This is a genomic window from Streptomyces sp. NPDC046860, assembly GCF_040645115.1.
In the GTDB taxonomy this organism is placed as follows: Bacteria; Actinomycetota; Actinomycetes; order Streptomycetales; family Streptomycetaceae; genus Streptomyces.
Map to the genome: position 1 here is coordinate 267,094 of NZ_JBEYXQ010000008.1, position 18,255 is coordinate 285,348.

The 18,255-nt window shown below is 69.5% G+C and carries 11 protein-coding genes; 9 read left to right on the forward strand and 2 right to left on the reverse strand.

What is annotated here, in order from left to right:
• Together ABZ898_RS14890 and ABZ898_RS14895 are read right to left on the reverse strand one after the other, a co-directional pair.
• The gene (locus ABZ898_RS14890; protein ID WP_361657748.1) at positions 1 to 1,611 is read right to left on the reverse strand and encodes a diacylglycerol kinase family protein; all 1,611 of its coding nucleotides are present in this window, start codon (positions 1,609 to 1,611) and stop codon (positions 1 to 3) included.
• A 223-nt stretch (positions 1,612 to 1,834) separates the two neighbouring features.
• Positions 1,835 to 5,638 carry a GH92 family glycosyl hydrolase gene (locus tag ABZ898_RS14895; protein WP_361657645.1) on the reverse strand — a complete coding sequence of 1,268 codons (3,804 nt, stop codon included), beginning with the start codon at positions 5,636 to 5,638 and terminating at the stop codon, positions 1,835 to 1,837.
• Between the two features lie 341 nt (positions 5,639 to 5,979).
• Between ABZ898_RS14895 and ngcE the strand changes: the two genes are divergently transcribed.
• From ngcE to ABZ898_RS14940, 9 genes are all read left to right on the forward strand, one after another.
• Positions 5,980 to 7,425 carry an N-acetylglucosamine/diacetylchitobiose ABC transporter substrate-binding protein gene (gene ngcE, locus ABZ898_RS14900; protein WP_361657648.1) on the forward strand — a complete coding sequence of 482 codons (1,446 nt, stop codon included), beginning with the start codon at positions 5,980 to 5,982 and terminating at the stop codon, positions 7,423 to 7,425.
• Positions 7,426 to 7,495: 70 nt separating this feature from the next.
• Positions 7,496 to 8,422: a sugar ABC transporter permease gene (locus ABZ898_RS14905; RefSeq protein WP_361657651.1), complete on the forward strand. Its 927-nt coding sequence runs from the start codon at positions 7,496 to 7,498 to the stop codon at positions 8,420 to 8,422.
• A 5-nt stretch (positions 8,423 to 8,427) separates the two neighbouring features.
• Positions 8,428 to 9,351, forward strand: coding sequence for a carbohydrate ABC transporter permease (locus tag ABZ898_RS14910; protein WP_361657654.1), 924 nt, complete (start codon positions 8,428 to 8,430; stop codon positions 9,349 to 9,351).
• 361 nt (positions 9,352 to 9,712) lie between these two features.
• On the forward strand, positions 9,713 to 10,924 hold the full coding sequence (locus ABZ898_RS14915) for an ROK family transcriptional regulator (RefSeq protein WP_361657657.1): 1,212 nt from the start codon (positions 9,713 to 9,715) through the stop codon (positions 10,922 to 10,924).
• A 133-nt stretch (positions 10,925 to 11,057) separates the two neighbouring features.
• Positions 11,058 to 12,161, forward strand: coding sequence for a sugar ABC transporter substrate-binding protein (locus tag ABZ898_RS14920; RefSeq protein WP_361657751.1), 1,104 nt, complete (start codon positions 11,058 to 11,060; stop codon positions 12,159 to 12,161).
• Positions 12,162 to 12,336: 175 nt separating this feature from the next.
• Positions 12,337 to 13,128 carry an ATP-binding cassette domain-containing protein gene (locus tag ABZ898_RS14925; protein WP_361657660.1) on the forward strand — a complete coding sequence of 264 codons (792 nt, stop codon included), beginning with the start codon at positions 12,337 to 12,339 and terminating at the stop codon, positions 13,126 to 13,128.
• Complete coding sequence (locus ABZ898_RS14930; RefSeq protein ID WP_361657662.1) at positions 13,125 to 14,441, forward strand: sugar ABC transporter permease; 1,317 nt, start codon at positions 13,125 to 13,127, stop codon at positions 14,439 to 14,441. Before ABZ898_RS14925 ends, ABZ898_RS14930 begins: the two co-directional genes overlap by 4 nt.
• A 210-nt stretch (positions 14,442 to 14,651) precedes the next feature.
• Positions 14,652 to 16,580 (forward strand): 1-deoxy-D-xylulose-5-phosphate synthase, encoded by a 1,929-nt coding sequence (gene dxs, locus ABZ898_RS14935; protein WP_361657665.1) that lies wholly within the window; start codon positions 14,652 to 14,654, stop codon positions 16,578 to 16,580.
• 148 nt (positions 16,581 to 16,728) lie between these two features.
• Entirely contained in the window at positions 16,729 to 18,237 is a 1,509-nt protein-coding gene (locus tag ABZ898_RS14940) for an amino acid permease (RefSeq protein ID WP_361657668.1), read from the forward strand.
• Positions 18,238 to 18,255 lie beyond the last annotated feature (18 nt).

Genomic DNA, 18,255 nt, shown 5'->3' on the forward strand with positions numbered 1-18,255 from the left:
TCAGACCTCCCGGTCCGGGACCAGCACGGTCAGCGCGCCCGGCACGACCGCCACGGACAGCCGGCGTCCGGTGCCGATGGGGTCGCCGTCGATCTCGCGGGGCTGCGGGGCGTCGAAGGTGAACTCGGCCTGCCGGAAGGTACGGAACTCCGGTCCGTTCTCCCCCCGCTTGCCGCGCAGCAGCGCGCTCGTGGTGCGCAGCCAGCCGCCGGGGCCCCGCGGGTCGAGGATCAGCAGGTTCAGCACACCGTCGTCGGGACGGGCGTCCGGGATCAGCCGCAGGCCGCCCTGGAGGGAGCCGGTGTTGCCGACGAGCACCATGCGGGCCGTACGGCGCAGCGGCTGTCCGCCGTCGAGGCGGACGCTCAGCCGCATCCGGGGTCCGCGCATCGCCTTCGGGGCGGCCAGGACGTACGCGGGCCAGCCCAGCGTCGCCTTGGCCCGGTCGTGCTCCTCGGCGTACTTCATCATCGCCGCGTCCAGGCCGACGCCGGACATGACGGCGAAGTGGGTGGCGGGCAGATCGTCGCCCTCGACCCGCGCGAGGTCGAGGGAGCGGGGCGCGCCGCCGAGCGCGGCGTCGAGAGCCTCGGGCGCCGAGAGCGGCAGACCGAGATTGCGGGCGAGGAGGTTGCCGGTGCCGCAGGGCACGACGGCGAGCGGGACACCGGTGCCGGCCAGCCGGTCGGCGGCCGCGCGGACGGTGCCGTCGCCCCCGCAGACGACGACCAGGGCGGCGCCCTCGTCGAGCGCCCGCGCGGTCTGGCCGCCGCCGGGGTCGGCGGCCGTCGTCTCGATGAACACCGGCTCGTGGTGGCCGTGCTGGGCGAGGACCCGGCGCAGTTCGTCGCGGGTGTCCTCGTCGACGGTCGTGGGGTTCAGGATCACGGCGGCCCGGCCGGGCAGCCGCTCCGCGCGGGCGGCCCGCGGGGCCTCGGGCAGCGCGGCGGGCGCCGCGACGCGGCCGTCCCGGAGCAGGGCGTGTCCCACGACCAGCAGGGCCAGCGCGCCGTTGATCATGCCGCCTACGACGTCGGTGGGGTGGTGCATGCCCCGGTACAGGCGGCTGACGCCCACCACGACCGGCAGCAGGAGCAGCAGCGCGGCCACCACGCGCCGCCAGGGGCCGCGTACGCGGGACAGCACGAGGACGGCGAGACCGCCGTAGACGGCGGTGGCCGCGCCGGTGTGGCCGGAGGTGTAGCTGGAGGTCGGCAGCGAGCCGTCGAGCCGGTCGACGTCGGGGCGTTGGCGCTCCACCGCGATGGTGACGACCAGGAAGACCAGCGACTGCAGCGAGACGGCGAGCGCGAGGAACCACGCCTGGCGCCACAGCGGCAGCCGGGGTATCAGGATCAGCGCCAGGCAGGCCGCCAGCGTCACGCCGATCACGGTGCCCGTGTTGCCCAGTTCGGACCCGACGGAGGAGAGCGTGGTCAGGCCGGCGGTGCGTATTCGCTCCAGGCCCCGGTTGACGCCGTCCTCGGCCGTCACCGGCCACATGTGCCGGGCGGGGCCGGTGATCAGCAGGCCGAGGCCGATCATCAGGGCGGCCTGGCACACGGCCAGGGCGCCGATGTGCGCGGCCGCCCGCGCCAGTCCGCGCGGCATCCTCGCCCTGCGGGCCGGAGCCGCTGCCCCGACGGTGCCGCCGGGCAGTCCGGCGGATCTTTCCGGTACGGCGGTCGGCATGGCGGTCTCTCCTCGGCTCGGTCGGCGGTGACGGGCGCGGGAGGCCCGGCCCACCGCACTCATGCCCCCGCATCGGCCGGGCAGACGGCACGAAGAAGGGACGGTCCGCGAGGGACCGCCCCTTCACCGTCTGTGCGAGCCGTCAGGCCAGCAGTTCCACCTCCGCCAGCGTCGACTCCCCGTCAAGCACCAGCCGGTACTTGGTGTACGACCCCGGCGTGGTCACGCTGAACGCCCGGGTCTGGCGGTCCCAGGCGAAGGACTCGCCCGAGCGCTTGTCCAGCGTCCGCCAGGTGGTGCCGTCGGCGGAACCCTGGAGGGTCCAGCCGGTCGGCGCCTTCGCCCGGTCGGACGGCGAGGTCAGCGTGTACTGCACGGCCTCGGCCGCGGCACCGACCGGCAGGTCCACCGAGGTGAGCGCCGTGCTCGTCGCCGAGGTGTTGTCGAACAGCGCGCCCTCGCCCTCCAGCACGTCCGCGCGGGGCGTCGGCACCTTGTCGTCCTCGGTGACCGACACCGGGGCGGCGTTCTTGCCCGAGCCCCACGACGAGGGCTTCGAGCCCATCGAGAACTCCAGCACCCCGCCCTTGGACAGCAGGGAGTGGGGCAGCGAGGTGGAGTTCCAGGCGCGGCCGTCGAAGCGGACGCCCTGGACGTACACGTTGCGGTCGCTGTTCTTCGGGGCCTTGATCACCAGGTCCCGGCCGTTCTCCAGGTGCACGGTCGCCTTGGTGAACTGCGGCGAGCCGATGGCGTACTCCCCGCTGCCCATGACCAGCGGGTAGAAGCCGAGCGAGGAGAAGAGGTACCAGGCCGACTGCTCGCCGTTGTCCTCGTCGCCGTGGTAGCCCTGCCCGATCTCGCTGCCCGTGTACAGGCGGGACAGCGCCTCGCGCACGTTCTTCTGCGCCTTCCAGGGCTCACCGGCCGCGTCGTACATGTAGATCACGTGGTGGGCGACCTGGTTGGAGTGGCCGTACATGCCCATCCGGACGTCCCGTGCCTCGGTCATCTCGTGGATGACACCGCCGTAGGAGCCGACGTACTCGGGGGAGGCCGTCTCCGGGGTGGCGAAGTACTCGTCCAGCTTGTCCCCGAGCCCGCTCCGGCCGCCGTACAGGTTGGCCAGGCCCCGGCTGTCCTGCGGGGCGGTGAAGGCGTAGCCCCAGCCGTTGGTCTCCGTGTAGTCGTAACCCCACACGCGCGGGTCGTACTTGGCGGAGTCCACGCGCCAGGCGCCCTTGGCATCCTTGCCCTGGAAGAAGCCGGCCTTGGAGTCGAAGAGGTTGACGTAGTCGCGGGCCCGGTTGAGGAAGTACCGCGACTCCTCCTGGTACCGCTTCTCGCCCGTGTTCCTGTACAGCGCCTCGCCCATCTTGGCGATGCCGTAGTCGTTGACGTACCCCTCCATGGCCCAGGACAGGCCCTCGTGGGTGTCGCTCGCGGTGTACCCGAGGAAGGGCGAGGTGGTCATGCCCTTGCGGCCGACGCCCGAACTCGGCGGCACCACGGTCGCGTTCTTCACCGCCGCGTCGTACGCCGCCTTCGCGTCGAACTTCACGCCCTTGACGTACGCGTCCGCGAACGCCACGTCCGAGGAGGTGCCGGTCATCAGGTCGGCGTAGCCGGGGGAGGACCAGCGGGAGGTCCAGCCGCCGTCCTTGTACTGCTGCACGAACCCGTCGACCATCTCGCCGGCCTGCGAGGGCGTGAAGAAGGAGTAGGCGGGCCAGGTGGTGCGGTAGGTGTCCCAGAAGCCGTTGTTGACGTACACCTTGCCGTCGACGATCTTCGCGCCGGTGTGCGTCGGGGTGTCCGGGTTCGGCATCGGCGAGAACGGCGAGGCGTACTGGTCCTTGCCCCCGACCTTCTCGAAGCCCGAGTTCGGGTAGAGGTAGAGCCGGTACATGCTGGAGTACAGCGTGGTGAGCTGCTCCGGGGTGGCGCCCTCCACCTCGACCTTGCCCAGGATCTGGTCCCAGGCCCGCTGGGCGCGCGCCTTGACGGTGTCGAAGGAGGTGCCGTCGGGGACCTCCTGGCGGAGGTTGTCCTTCGCCTGGTCCAGGCTGATCAGCGAGGTGGCCAGGCGCAGGGTGACCGTGTGGTCGGCGCCCGCGGCGAACCGCAGGTAGCCCTTCACGCCGCTGGACGAGCCCTCGGTGACCGGCTTGTCGAAGGTGCCGTAGACGAACAGCCGGGTCGCACCCGTGGACAGCCCCGACTTCACGTCGGAGTACCCGGTGACGATCCCGTGCTCCTTGTCGAGGGTGAGCCCCGCCTGCTCGGTGACGTTGTCGAACAGCACGCTCGTGTCGTCGCCGGGGTAGCTGAAGCGCAGCACGGCCGCGTGGTCGGTCGGGGTCATCTCGGCCTTGAGGCCGTTCTCGAACTTCACCCCGTAGTAGTACGGCCGGGCCGTCTCGTTCTCGTGCCGGAAGGCCAGCTCACGGGCGTCGCGGCCGGTGTCCGGGGTGCCCTTCGCGGCCGACGGCATGAGCTGGAAGGTCTGCCGGTCGCCCATCCAGGGGCTGGGCTCGTGGCTGGCGCTGAACGCCTGCACGGTCGGCAGGTTGTCGTCGTTGTTGGCGCGCGCGTACTCGTACAGCCAGCTCAGCGAGGACGCGTTGGTCACCGGGGTCCAGAAGTTGAACCCGTGCGGCATCGCGGTGGCCGGGAAGTTGTTGCCGCGCGAGAAGCTGCCGCTGGAGTTGGTGCCGCGCGTGGTCAGCGCGTAGTCCGACAGGTGCGCCCTGGGCCGCTCGGGCGCCACCCGCTCCAGCGACACGTCGTCGATCCAGCCCCGGAACTTCGCCGGGCCCTTGGGGGAGTCGTACGCCACCAGGACACGGTCGACTGTCTTGCCCGCCGCCACCGAACCGATGGCGGAGGCCACGTCGTTCCACTGGTTGACGTACAGCCCCTTGGCCGCGCCCTGGCCCTGCGGGGTCAGCGGGAAGCCGCGGCTGTCGGTCGCGCCCAGCGAGCTGAGGTAGGTGCCGTCGGTGAAGGCCAGGTCCACGCTGACGTTGGTCGCGTCGTAGTCCCGGTCGCCGTCGGCCATCGACGGGAACAGGCGGTACGACAGCCGGGTGTCGCGGGCCACCTTCACGTCGACGTCGAAGACCTTGTTGTACGAGAAGCCCCGGCCCTGGGCGGTGTGCCGGCCGGCGTAGCGCAGCGCGTGGGTGCCGGTGAACCCGGCCCGCGCCTTGGCGGTGGGGGAGCCGCTGGGGCCCTTGTCGACCAGGGCCAGCATGTCCTGCGGCGCCGGTCCGTCACCGCCGCCGGTGGAGAACTGGACGTCGGCGAGCTGCAGCGCGTCCGAGGCGCCGTTGTTCCGGGTCACCTCCAGCCGGAGGTGCTGGTACTCGGCCGCCTCGGTGAGCTGGTACGACTTGGTTTCGAACCGGTCCGGGAAGGTCTCGCCGGTACGCGTGTCGAGGGTCTTCCAGTCCTTGCCGTCCGCCGAGCCCTGGAGCCGCCAGTCCTTCGGATCGCGCTCGGCGTGGTCGTTGGCCGAGGTGAGCGCGTAGGCGGCCAGTTTCACCGGGCGGTCAAGGTCGAACTCGACCCAGCCGGTGGGGGCGAACGTCAGCCATTTGCTACCGGGATCGACATCGGTGAGGTTCTCCTTCACCTCGCCCGCGCCCGTGTTCTCACCGCTGGCCCGCAGATCGGTGACGTGGTCGGTGACATTGCCCGGAATGCCGTTGCTGTAGCCGCCGTCCACGCCCGAGGAGCGCTTGGCGCCGCCCGGGTCGGTCTCGACGGTGTTCAGCCAGTCCGGCGCCGGATCGCCGGACTCGAACGAGGACGCGAACTCCGTGGCCGCGGCCGGAGCCCTGGCCGGCAGGGCGACCGCCGCTCCCTGAGTGCCGACGCCCATGACAAAGGCGGTCGTGAGGACGACCGCCGGAGTCCATCTGTGCCGAGATCTCCGCTGCATCTACGGATTCCCCTCCCGCGCTTACTGCGGACAACGTTGTCAACTTGCTGCGCAGGAACCAGTAGGTGGTCAAGTGGCCGGTGATGTCAAGGGTGTTGGCTGCGGCATTCAGGGGGCTATATCGGTAATTCATCCGGCAGGGTGTGCGGAGCCCGGCGATATTTCCACCAGGTCTCAACTCGGAAAAGACCGGCGGCCGACCTTGCATTCGATCTTGCCCCCTTGGCGGGAAGTGGACTATACCTGTCGGCGTTTCCTGCACGAGCCAGCACAACCCGACCGCGGTGCCGGGGGGAGATCCGGTTCACCGCCTGAGTCCTGGAGAAGGCGAGGACTTGAGCATGGGTTCCACCGGACAGCATGGCAGCGAGGGCGTCGGCCGTCGTGATCTGATCAAGCGCACCGCGGTACTCGGCCTGGTGGCCGCACCCGGAATGGGGCTGCTGTCGGCCTGCGCGAGCAGCGGCGGCGACGGACAGGACAAGGCGAAGGCGGGCAAGAAGACCGCGAAGAACCCGCTGGGCGTCAACGACACCGCGAAGCTGGACTTCGTCCTCTTCGACGGCGGCTTCGGCAAGGAGTACGCCGAGGACGCGGTGAAGCTGTACGAGAAGGACTTCCCCAAGGCCCAGGTGAAGTTCTCCGCCACCCAGAAGATCCAGTCCACCCTCCAGCCCCGCTTCAACCAGGGCAACCCGCCGGACCTCATCGACAACTCCGGCGCCGAGCAGATGGACATGGGCGTCCTGGTCGGCAAGAAGCAGCTCGCCGACCTCACCCCGCTGCTGGACGCGCCGTCCTACGACGACCCGTCCAAGAAGGTCCGCGACACCCTGCGCCCCGGCATCGTGGAGATGGGCCAGTTCGACGGCGACCCGGTGTGGATCCTGAACTACGCCTACACCGTGTACGGCGTCTGGTACTCGCAGAAGGCGCTGGACGGGCTGGACGAGAAGTACCCCGAGACCTGGGACGAGATGCTCAAGGTCTGCGCGAAGGCCAAGAAGAAGGGCATCGCGGGCTGGACCTACGCGGGCAAGTACCCGTACTACATCCCCTTCTCGCTCTACCCGATGATCGCCAAGGTCGGCGGCCGCGAGGTGCTGGACGCGATCGACAACCTGGAGCCGAACGCCTGGAAGCACCCGGCCGTCAAGGCGTGTTTCGAGGCGTACTACGAGCTGTTCAAGAAGGGCTACATCCTGCGCGGCACGCCCGGCCTGGACCACATCCAGTCGCAGACCGCGTGGGCCAAGGGCAAGGCGCTGTTCATCCCGAACGGCTCCTGGGTGGAGAACGAGTCGGCCAACGTCTTCCCGGCCGACTTCGACCTGGCGGTCTCCGCGCCGACCGGTCTCGACAGCTCCGACAAGATGCCGTTCGGCACCATCTGGGCCTCCGGCGGTGAGCCCTTCGTCGTCCCGGCCAAGGCGGCCAACCCCGAGGGCGGCATGGAGCAGCTGCGCGTCATGCTCTCCGAGGCGTCCTCCCGGAACTTCACCTCCAAGGTGAAGTCGCTCTCCGCGCTGAACGGCGGCATCGACGGCATCGAGCTGACCCCCGGTCTGAAGGCGGGTGTCGCGGCGCTGGACAAGGCCGGGGACAACGTGGTGAACCCGCGCATCCCGGACTGGTACGTGCAGTTGGAGAAGGAGAAGATCGGCGTCGGCGGCCTCGGCGAGATGATGGCCGGCCGGCTCACCCCCGCCGAGACGGTGAAGAAGATCCAGGGCTTCGCCGACGAGGCCGCCAAGGACTCCTCCATCAAGCACTACAAGCACCGCTAGGCCCCATCCGAGGGTCCGTCACCAGCGGCAGTACGTGTCCCAGGAACTCCAGGAACGGGGTCGTCCGGCAATGCAGCACGGCAAGTACGGATTCATCACGGGGTTCCTCGCGGCCCCGCTAGGGCTCTACGCGCTCTTCGTCATCTGGCCGTTCATCCAGTCCATCTACTTCTCCTTCACGGACTGGACCGGCCTGAGCCCGGAATTCAGCATGGTCGGGGCCGACAACTACACCCGGATGCTGCACGACGACATCTTCTGGAAGTCGTTGACGCACAGCCTGCTCTTCGCACTGCTGCTGCCGCTGGTGACGCTCGGCATGGCCCTGTTCTTCGCCTTCATGATCAATGTGGGCGGCGTGCACCGGAAGGGCGGCCCGGTGATCTCCGGAGTCCGCGGCTCCGGCTTCTACAAGATCGTCTATTTCTTTCCGCAGGTGCTCTCGATCGCCATCGTGGCCCTGCTGTTCGCCTTCGCCTACAACCCGGACAGCGGGGCGATCAACTCGTTCCTGCGGGGCATCGGGCTCGACAGCCTCCAGCCGCTGTGGCTGGGCGACCCGGACCTCGCGCTGTGGTGCGTGATGGCGGTGCTGGTCTGGTCCACGACCGGCTTCTTCGTGGTGCTGTTCTCCGCGGGCATGGCCTCGATCCCGGCCGAGCTGTACGAGGCGGCCCTGCTGGACGGGGCCGGCCGCGCCACCACCTTCTTCCGGGTCACCCTGCCGCTGCTGTGGGACACCGTGCAGTCCGGCTGGGTCTACATGGGCATCCTCGCGCTCGGCGCCGAATCGTTCGCGGTCGTACAGATCATGACGACCGGTCCGGGCGGCCCCGACTACTCGACCACGGTGATGGTCCTGTACGTCTACCAGAAGGCGTTCCGGGACGGTCAGGCCGCCTACGCCACCACCATCGGCGTCGCCCTGCTGGTCGTCACGCTCGCGTTCGCCGCGATCGTGATGCGGCTGGGCCGCCGCGAGCGGCTGGAGTACTGAGCCCGATGAAGACCACGAAGACCACCGACGCTCCCGTCCCGCCGCCCGCGCCCGTCGTGAAGACCGACGCGGCACCGGCCCGCCCCGGAGCCCGCCGCGGCTCCGAGGGCACCGTCCTCAACGTGTTCTCGCACGGGGTGCTGGTCATCTGGGCGGTCATGGTCGTCCTGCCGCTGCTGTGGGCGGTGATGACCTCCTTCAAGGACGACAGCTCCATCTTCGGCTCGCCCTGGTCGCTGCCGGACAAGCTCCACTTCGAGAACTTCTCCCGCGCCTGGACCCAGGCGAACATGAGCGACTACTTCCTCAACACCGTTCTGGTGGTGGGCGGTTCGCTGATCGGCACGCTGGTGCTCGGCTCGATGGCGGCCTATGTGCTGGCCCGCTTCGACTTCCCGGGCAACCGCTTCATCTACTACCTGTTCGTCGGCGGCATGAGCTTCCCGATCATGCTCGCGCTGGTCCCGTTGTTCTACGTCGTGAACAACATGGGGATGCTGAACACGATCCACGGACTGATCCTGGTCTACATCGCCTACTCGCTGCCGTTCACGGTCTTTTTCCTGACCGCCTTCTTCCGCACCCTGCCCACTTCGGTGGCGGAAGCGGCCTTCGTGGACGGCGCCTCGCACACCCGGACCTTCTTCCAGATCATGCTGCCCATGGCCAAGCCCGGCCTGATCAGCGTGGGCATCTTCAACTTCCTCGGTCAGTGGAACCAGTACATGCTGCCCACCGTGCTGAACACCGACCCGGACAAGAAGGTGCTCACCCAGGGGCTGGTCCAACTCGCCGTCAGCCAGGGCTACAAGGGCGACTGGTCCGGCCTCTTCGCCGGCCTGGTGATGGCGATGCTGCCGGTGCTGGCGGCCTACGTCGTCTTCCAGCGGCAGGTGGTGGCGGGGCTGACGGCGGGCGCGCTGAAGTAGTCCGGCGTCCCCCTCTCCGCCCCCTCCCGGACGACGCGACCGGCCCCGGTGTGACCCACCGGGGCCGGCGCGCGTCCGGACACCGGCGGTCACTTTGCGATCGTTATCGGTCACCCCGCGCGAACCCCGCCGTCAGCCGGTGAAGCCACTCCTGGTCACAGCCCCATCACGCGACGAAACCCCCTCCGGGAAGGAGCGGCGGTAGGCGGCGAGTCTCAGCGATTTCCGTCAAGGACTTGACTGCGGTTACCGCTTCAGCGGAGCTTGGAGTTCATAACTTGTAAGTGGCCCGGTTCCGCAGATGTGACCTGGGCCACGGGTGGCGATGGGGCCGCCCACGATGTCGGGAGTGGATGGGTCGATGGAGACTCCGGGGTCGCAGTCGTCGCTGCACCGAGCCAACCTGGAAAGAGTCGTACGGGCGGTGCGGCTGGCCGGGTCGCTCACTCAGGCGGAGATCGCCCGTACGACCGGCCTGTCCGCCGCGACGGTCTCCAACATCGTGCGGGAGCTGAAGGACGGCGGGACCGTCGAGGTCACCCCCACCTCGGCCGGCGGCCGCCGGGCCCGCAGCGTGTCCCTGAGCGGGGACGCCGGGATCGTCATCGGCATCGACTTCGGCCACACCCACCTGCGCGTGGCCATCGGCAACCTCGCCCACCAGGTGCTCGCCGAGGAGTCCGAGCCGCTGGACGTGGACGCCTCCTCGACGCAGGGGTTCGACCGCGCCGAGGAGCTGATCGACCGGCTCATCGCCGCGACCGGGGTGGACCGGGGCAAGGTGGCGGGCGTCGGGCTCGGCGTGCCGGGCCCCCTGGACGTCGAGTCGGGCACCCTGGGCTCCACCTCGATCCTGCCCGGCTGGGGCGGCACCCGGCCCGCCGAGGAGCTGCGCGAACGGCTCGGCGTGCCCGTGCACGTGGACAACGACGCCAACCTCGGCGCCCTCGGCGAGCTGGTCTGGGGCAGCGGCAAGGGCGTGCGCGACCTCGCCTACATCAAGGTGGCCAGCGGGGTCGGGGCGGGCCTGGTGATCAACGGGCAGATCTACCGCGGGCCCGGCGGCACGGCCGGCGAGATAGGGCACATCACCATCGACGAGGCGGGCCCGGTGTGCCGCTGCGGCAACCGCGGCTGCCTGGAGACCTTCACCGCCGCGCGCTACGTGCTGCCGCTGCTCCAGCCGAGCCACGGCACCTCCCTGACCATGGAGGGCGTCGTCCGGCTCGCCCGGGACGGGGACCCGGGCTGCCGCCGCGTCATCGCCGACGTGGGCCGGCACATCGGCAGCGGCGTGGCCAACCTCTGCAACCTGCTGAACCCCAGCCGGGTCGTCCTGGGCGGCGATCTCGCCGAGGCCGGGGAGCTGGTGCTGGCCCCCATCAGGGAGTCCGTGGGACGCTATGCGATCCCCAGCGCGGGACGTCAACTGTCCGTACTTCCAGGGGCACTTGGCGGTCGCGCCGAGGTGCTCGGAGCACTGGCGCTCGCGCTGAGCGAAATGGGTGATTCGACCCTGCTCGACGGGTCGGCCACGGCCTCGCTGCCCGTGGTCGCTCCTGCCTTCACTTAGATAACGGATGGCACCGTTGCCATCTCGTTAAGGATTTACTTCTTGACGCCGAACGCGTGGCCGAGTTGACTTCCAGCCACCTCGGCCGCAACGACGCGGCCTCGTCAGGGAGGTTTCTGAAGTGAACACGCGTATGCGTCGTGCGGCCTTCGCCGTTGCTGCTGGTGCCATGGCCGTCTCGCTCGCCGCCTGTGGCAGTGCCAAGGAGTCCGGCGGCGGTGCCGCCAAGTCCGCGGACAGCAAGAAGAAGGGCGACGCGATCACTGTCGGTCTGCTCCTGCCGGAGAACCAGACCGCGCGTTACGAGAAGTTCGACCGTCCGCTGATCGAGAAGAAGGTCTCGGAGCTGACGAACGGCAAGGGCAAGGTCGTCTACGCCAACGCCAAGCAGGACGCGACCCAGCAGAACCAGCAGGTCGACACCATGATCACCAACAAGGTGGACGTCCTGATCGTCGACGCGGTGGACGCCGCGGCGATCAAGAACTCGGTGCAGAAGGCCAAGGACGCCGGCATCCCGGTCGTCGCCTACGACCGCCTGGCGCAGGGCCCGATCGACGCCTACACCTCGTTCGACAACGTGACCGTCGGCAAGACGCAGGGCGAGGCCCTCCTGAAGGCCCTGGGCTCCAAGGCCAAGTCCGGCAAGATCGTCATGATGAACGGCTCCTCCACGGACCCGAACGCCGCGCAGTTCAAGAAGGGCGCCCACGACGTCCTCGACGGCAAGGTGAACGTCGGCAAGGAGTACGACACCAAGGAGTGGAAGCCGGAGAACGCCAACTCCAACATGGAGGGCGCCATCTCGGCCCTGGGCAAGAAGAACATCGTCGGCGTCTACTCCGCCAACGACGGCATGGCCGGCGGTATCATCACCGCCCTGAAGTCCGCGGGCATCGCCAACGTCCCGGTCACCGGCCAGGACGCCGAGCTCGCCGGTGTGCAGCGCATCGTCTCCGGTGCCCAGTACATGAGCGTCTACAAGCCCTACGCCCCCGAGGCCGACGCCGCCGCCGAGATGGCCGTCAACCTGGCCCAGGGCAAGTCGCTGGACTCCGTCGCCAAGGACAAGGTCGACAGCCCCACCACCAAGGGTGTCCCGTCGATCCTGGTCCCGGTCACCTCGCTGACCAAGGACAACATCAAGGACACCGTCCTCAAGGACGGCGTCTACACGGTGGCCGACATCTGCACCGCCCAGTACAAGGCCGCCTGCGACAAGGCCGGCCTGAAGTAACCGACGGCGCCCCTCACCCCGCCGGCCGGATTCCCGCCGGCGGGGCGGCAGGCCCCGCTCAAGGCTCCTCCGGCGCCCCGCGCATACACACAGCCCCGCAAGCTCGGCGCGGGGCGCCGGACGGAATTCCCCCAAACTTCTGCACAACCTCCCGCCGGGTCAGGCGGCGAAGGAGATGGTTCACGTGTCCGCTACGCCCGTGCTGGCGTTGCGCGGAGTCTCCAAGCGATTCGGTGCCGTCCAGGCGCTCACCGATGTCACGCTGGAGGTCCACGCCGGTGAGGTGGTCGCCCTGGTGGGCGACAACGGTGCCGGAAAGTCCACGCTGGTCAAGACGATCGCCGGCGTGCACCCCATCGATGAGGGTGTCATCGAATGGGACGGCAAGACCGTCCAGGTCAACAAGCCGCACGACGCCCAGAACCTGGGCATCGCGACCGTCTACCAGGACCTCGCGCTGTGCGACAACATCGACGTCGTCGGCAACCTCTACCTGGGCCGGGAGATCCGCCGCGCGGGCGTCCTGGACGAGGTCGAGATGGAGCGGCGCTCGCGTGAGCTGCTGGACCAGCTGTCGATCCGCATCCCCAGCGTCCGTATCCCGATCGCCTCGCTCTCCGGCGGTCAGCGCCAGGTCGTGGCCATCGCCCGGTCCATGCTCGGCGAGCCCAAGCTGGTCATCCTCGACGAGCCGACCGCCGCGCTCGGCGTCGAGCAGACCGCCCAGGTCCTCGACCTGGTCGAGCGGCTGCGGGAGCGCGGCCACGCCGTGATCCTCATCAGCCACAACATGGCCGACGTCAAGGCGGTCGCCGACAAGGTGGCCGTGCTGCGCCTGGGCCGCAACAACGGCGTCTTCGAGGTCAAGTCGACCTCGCAGGAAGAGATCATCTCCGCCATCACCGGCGCCTCGGACAATGCCGTCACCCGTCGTGCGGCGCGCAGCAATGGGGAGATCAAGAAGTGAGCATCGAGAAGACCTCCACGCCGCCCGGCGACGCGGCCCCCGAGCCCGCCGCCGAGGCCGCCGCGGTGAACCCGGAGGCCGCCCCCGGCGCCGGTGTCGCCGTCGACCCCCGCCTGCTCGTGCGCGAGCAGGGACTCGCGGGCTACGTGGGCGAGTTCAAGCGCAAGATGAAGGCCGGCGACCTGGGCTCCATGCCCGTCGTCGTCGGACTGATCGTCATCTGGATCATCTTCCAGAGCCTGAACTCCAACTTCCTCACCGCGGGCAACCTCTCCGACATCTCCGTCGCCATGGTCGGCACGGGCATGATCGCCGTCGGCATCGTGTTCGTCCTGCTGCTCGGCGAGATCGACCTGTCGGTGGGCTCCCTCTCCGGTGTCGCGGGCGCCACCTTCGCGGTGCTCAACATCACCAACGGCATGAACGAGGTGCTGGCCTTCGTGCTGGCGATCCTCACGGGCACCGTCGCCGGTGCCATCCAGGGCTTCTTCTTCGCCAAGATCGGTGTGCCGGCCTTCGCCGTCACCCTGGCGGGACTGCTGTTCTGGAACGGCCTCATGCTCAAGGTCCTGGGCGACAACGGCACGATCAACCTGAACAGCGACGGTCTGGTCGCCAACCTGACCAGCTACTACTTCTCCGACGTGGCCGCCGCCTACGGCCTGGCCGCCGTGGTGACGGTGCTGTTCTTCCTCAGCTCCTACTTCGGCAACAAGCGCCGTGACGCCGCCGGGGTGCCGTCGAAGCCGCTGAGCGAGATCGTCCTGCGCACGGTCCTGCTGGCCATCGTCTCCTTCGCGGTGGCGATCGTCTTCAACCAGTACAAGGGTCTGCCGCTGGCGGTCGTGATCTTCGTCGCGGTCCTCTTCGTCACCGACTTCGTGCTGCGCCGCACGGCCTACGGCCGCAAGGTGTTCGCGCTCGGCGGCAGCGTCGAGGCGTCCCGCCGCGCCGGTATCAACGTGGACCTGGTCCGCATCTCGGTGTTCGCCATCTCCGGCACCTTCGCGGCGCTGGGCGGCCTGTTCATCGCCTCCAAGATCGCCTCCGCCAACCAGGGCGCGGGCGGCGGTGACCTGCTGATGAACGCCATCGCGGCGGCCGTCATCGGCGGCACCTCCCTCTTCGGCGGCCGCGGCCGCACCTGGAACGCCCTCCTCGGCGTGCTGGTCATCGTCTCGATCCAGTACGGCCTGGCCCTCCAGGGCATCCCCTCGCCGGTGCAGTACATGATCACCGGTGGAGTCCTGCTGGCGACCGTCGTCATCGACGCGGTGACCCGCAAGACCCAGAAGTCGGCCGGCCGCGCGTAAGCTCGGCAGGCACTGGGAGGCCCGGCGCGACGGAGCGCCGGGCCTCCCGCATTTCCCCTGGCCACACCCCCGTCCACCGGGGGTGGGGCCGTTCGCGTCCCCCCTGGGGATTCCAGGGGGGACCGCCCGGCCACCGGCAGGCGGAGCGGAACATTAGACTCATCAAGCCCGGCAACAGCTCGATCAGCTCATACTTGCAAGGAGGCACGGGTGCCGCTGCTGACCCGCATCACGGGACCGCGCGATCTGGACCGGCTCAGCCTGGAGGAGCTGGACCAGCTTGCTGAGGAGATCCGGACCTTCCTCGTGGAGGCCGTTTCCAAGACCGGCGGTCACCTCGGCCCGAACCTCGGTGTGGTGGAGCTGACCATCGCCCTGCACCGGGTCTTCCACTCGCCCGCCGACAAGGTGCTGTGGGACACCGGCCACCAGTCCTACGTGCACAAGCTCCTCACCGGGCGCCAGGACTTCTCCCGCCTGAAGATGAAGGGCGGCCTCTCCGGCTACCCGGCGCAGAGCGAGTCCGAGCACGACGTCATCGAGAACAGCCACGCCTCCACGGTGCTGGGCTGGGCCGACGGCATCGCCAAGGCCAACGAGCTGAAGAAGTCGGACGACCGCGTGGTCGCCGTCATCGGTGACGGCGCGCTGACCGGCGGCATGGCCTGGGAGGCGCTGAACAACATCGCCGAGGCCAAGGACCGCCCGCTCGTCATCGTCGTCAACGACAACGAGCGCTCCTACGCGCCCACCATCGGCGGCATGGCCAACCACCTGGCCACCCTGCGCACCAGCGACGGCTACGAGCGTTTCCTCGCCCGCACCAAGGACCTGCTGGACCGCACCCCGGTCGTCGGCAAGCCGCTGTACGAGACCCTGCACGGCGCCAAGAAGGGCCTGAAGGACTTCATCGCCCCGCAGGGCATGTTCGAGGACCTCGGCCTGAAGTACGTCGGCCCGATCGACGGCCACGACATCGAGGCGCTGGAGTCGGCGCTGGTGCGCGCCAAGCGGTTCGGCGGCCCGGTCATCGTGCACTGCCTCACCGAGAAGGGCCGCGGCTACCAGCCCGCCCTCCAGGACGAGGCCGACCGCTTCCACGCCGTCGGCAAGATCCACCCCGACACCGGCCTGCCCATCGCCTCCTCCGGCGCCGACTGGACCTCCGTGTTCGGCGAGGAGATGGTGAAGCTCGGCGAGGAGCGCGAGGACATCGTCGCCATCACGGCGGCCATGCTCCAGCCGGTCGGCCTGGACAAGTTCGCCAAGCGCTTCCCGGAGCGGGTCTACGACGTCGGCATCGCCGAGCAGCACGGCGCCGTCTCCGCCGCCGGACTCGCCCACGGCGGGGTCCACCCCGTCTTCGCGGTGTACGCCACCTTCCTCAACCGCGCCTTCGACCAGGTCCTGATGGACGTCGCCCTGCACAAGTGCGGCGTGACCTTCGTCCTGGACCGGGCCGGCGTCACCGGCACCGACGGCGCCTCCCACAACGGCATGTGGGACATGTCGATCCTCCAGGTCGTCCCCGGTCTGCGCCTGGCCGCGCCGCGCGACGCCGACCAGGTCCGCGCCCAGCTCCGCGAGGCCGTCGCCGTCGAGGACGCGCCGACCGTGGTCCGCTTCTCCAAGGGCGCCGTCGGCCCCGCCGTACCGGCCGTGCGCCGGGTCGGCGGCATGGACGTGCTGCGCGAGCCGGGCACCGACCGCCCCGACGTGCTGCTGGTGTCTGTCGGCGCGCTCGCCCCGATGTGCCTGGAGATCGCCACGCTCCTCGACAAGCAGGGCATCTCCACCACCGTGGTCGACCCCCGCTGGGTCAAGCCGGTCGACGCGGCCATGGCCCCGCTCGCCGAGGGCCACCGGGTCGTCGTCACCGTCGAGGACAACAGCCGCGTCGGCGGTGTCGGCTCCGCGATCGCCCAGGCGCTGCGCGACGCGGGCGTGGACGTGCCGCTGCGCGACTTCGGCATCCCGCCCCGCTTCCTCGACCACGCCTCCCGCGCCGAGGTCATGGCCGAGATCGGGCTGACCGCGCCGGACATCGCCCGCCAGGTCACCGGTCTGGTCGCCAAGATCGACGGCCGCTTCGGCCAGAGCGCCGACGCCATGGACCCGGTGGAGTCCGCGCGCGACTGACCACCCGATCGCCGTAGCCTCCGGGCCGGTTCCGCCCGCCTTCTCAGGTGGCGGAACCGGCCCGCTTGCGTGAATCTGCCAATGCCGGGGCACACGCACCCCGTCCCTCTCGACCATGTCGAGGACGACAAGCGTGGGAGGTAGGCACGTGAGCACGCTCTTCCGTACGAAGAACGTCGAGCAGTCCATCCGGGACACCGAGGAACCGGAGCATTCGCTCAAGAAGTCCCTCTCCGCCCTCGACCTGACCGTGTTCGGTGTCGGTGTCATCATCGGCACCGGCATCTTCGTGCTGACCGGCCAGGTGGCCAAGAACAGCGCGGGACCCGCGGTGGCCATCTCCTTCGTCGTCGCCGGCGTGGTCTGCGGCCTGGCCGCGCTCTGCTACGCCGAGTTCGCCTCGACGGTCCCCGTGGCCGGGTCGGCGTACACCTTCTCGTACGCCTCGCTCGGGGAGCTGCCCGCCTGGACCATCGGATGGGACCTGGTGCTGGAGTTCGCGCTCGGCACGGCGGTGGTGGCCGTCGGCTGGTCGGGGTACATCCGCTCGCTGTTCGACAGCTGGGGCTGGCACCTGCCGGAGTACCTGTCCGGCCGGGACGGTGCCACCGGGTTCGGCTTCGACATCCTCGCCGCCGCGCTGGTGCTGCTGCTGACCTGCGTGCTGGTGGTCGGCATGAAGCTCTCCGCCCGGATCACGTCGGCCGTCGTCGCCATCAAGGTGATCGTCGTCCTCATCGTCATCGTGGCGGGCGCCTTCTTCGTGACGGGCTCCAACTACGACCCGTTCATCCCTCCGGCCCAGCCGCAGGAGGCGGGCGGAGACCTGGGCGCGCCGCTGATCCAGCTCATGTTCGGCTGGGCACCGGCCAACTTCGGGGTGATGGGCATCTTCACCGCCGCCTCGGTCGTGTTCTTCGCGTTCATCGGCTTCGACATCGTCGCCACCGCCGCCGAGGAGACCCGTAACCCGCAGCGGGACATGCCGCGCGGCATCCTCGGCTCGCTGCTCATCTGCACGGTGCTCTACGTGGCGGTCTCCCTGGTCGTCACCGGCATGCAGAAGTACACCAGGCTGTCGGTGGAGGCGCCGCTCGCGGACGCCTTCAAGTCACTCGGGCACCCCTGGTACGCGGGCATCATCAGCTTCGGCGCCGCCGTCGGTCTGACCACGGTGTGCATGATCCTGCTGCTGGGCCAGACGCGCGTGTTCTTCGCCATGAGCCGTGACGGACTGCTGCCCCGCTTCTTCTCCCGCGTGCACCCGCGCTTCCGCACCCCGCACCGGCCGACCATCCTGCTCGGCGTGATCATCGCCGTCATCGCGGGCTTCACGAGCCTGAGCGAGCTGGCCGAGCTGGTCAACATCGGCACCCTGTTCGCGTTCATCGTGGTCGCGATCAGCGTGATCATCCTGCGCCGCACCCGCCCCGACCTGCCCCGCGCCTTCCGCACCCCGTGGGTCCCGGCGCTGCCGATCGTGTCGGTGTGCGCCTCGCTGTGGCTGATGCTCAACCTGCCCGCCGAGACCTGGCTGCGGTTCGCCATCTGGATGGCGATCGGCTTCGTCGTCTACTTCCTCTACGGCCGCACGCACAGCCGGCTGGCCCTCGAGCAGAAGGCCGCCAAGGAGCCGGAGACCCCGAAGGCCCCCTGAGCCGGAGCCGGTCCGCGT

Excerpts from the sequence above, each read along its gene's own strand:
- ABZ898_RS14890 (WP_361657748.1), bottom strand. The coding sequence starts at position 1,611 with ATGCCGCGCGGACTGGCGCGGGCGGCCGCGCACATCGGCGCCCTGGCC.
- ABZ898_RS14895 (WP_361657645.1), bottom strand. The coding sequence starts at position 5,638 with ATGCAGCGGAGATCTCGGCACAGATGGACTCCGGCGGTCGTCCTCACG.
- ngcE (WP_361657648.1), top strand. The coding sequence starts at position 5,980 with ATGGGTTCCACCGGACAGCATGGCAGCGAGGGCGTCGGCCGTCGTGAT.
- ABZ898_RS14905 (WP_361657651.1), top strand. The coding sequence starts at position 7,496 with ATGCAGCACGGCAAGTACGGATTCATCACGGGGTTCCTCGCGGCCCCG.
- ABZ898_RS14910 (WP_361657654.1), top strand. The coding sequence starts at position 8,428 with ATGAAGACCACGAAGACCACCGACGCTCCCGTCCCGCCGCCCGCGCCC.
- ABZ898_RS14915 (WP_361657657.1), top strand. The coding sequence starts at position 9,713 with ATGGAGACTCCGGGGTCGCAGTCGTCGCTGCACCGAGCCAACCTGGAA.
- ABZ898_RS14920 (WP_361657751.1), top strand. The coding sequence starts at position 11,058 with ATGCGTCGTGCGGCCTTCGCCGTTGCTGCTGGTGCCATGGCCGTCTCG.
- ABZ898_RS14925 (WP_361657660.1), top strand. The coding sequence starts at position 12,337 with ATGGTTCACGTGTCCGCTACGCCCGTGCTGGCGTTGCGCGGAGTCTCC.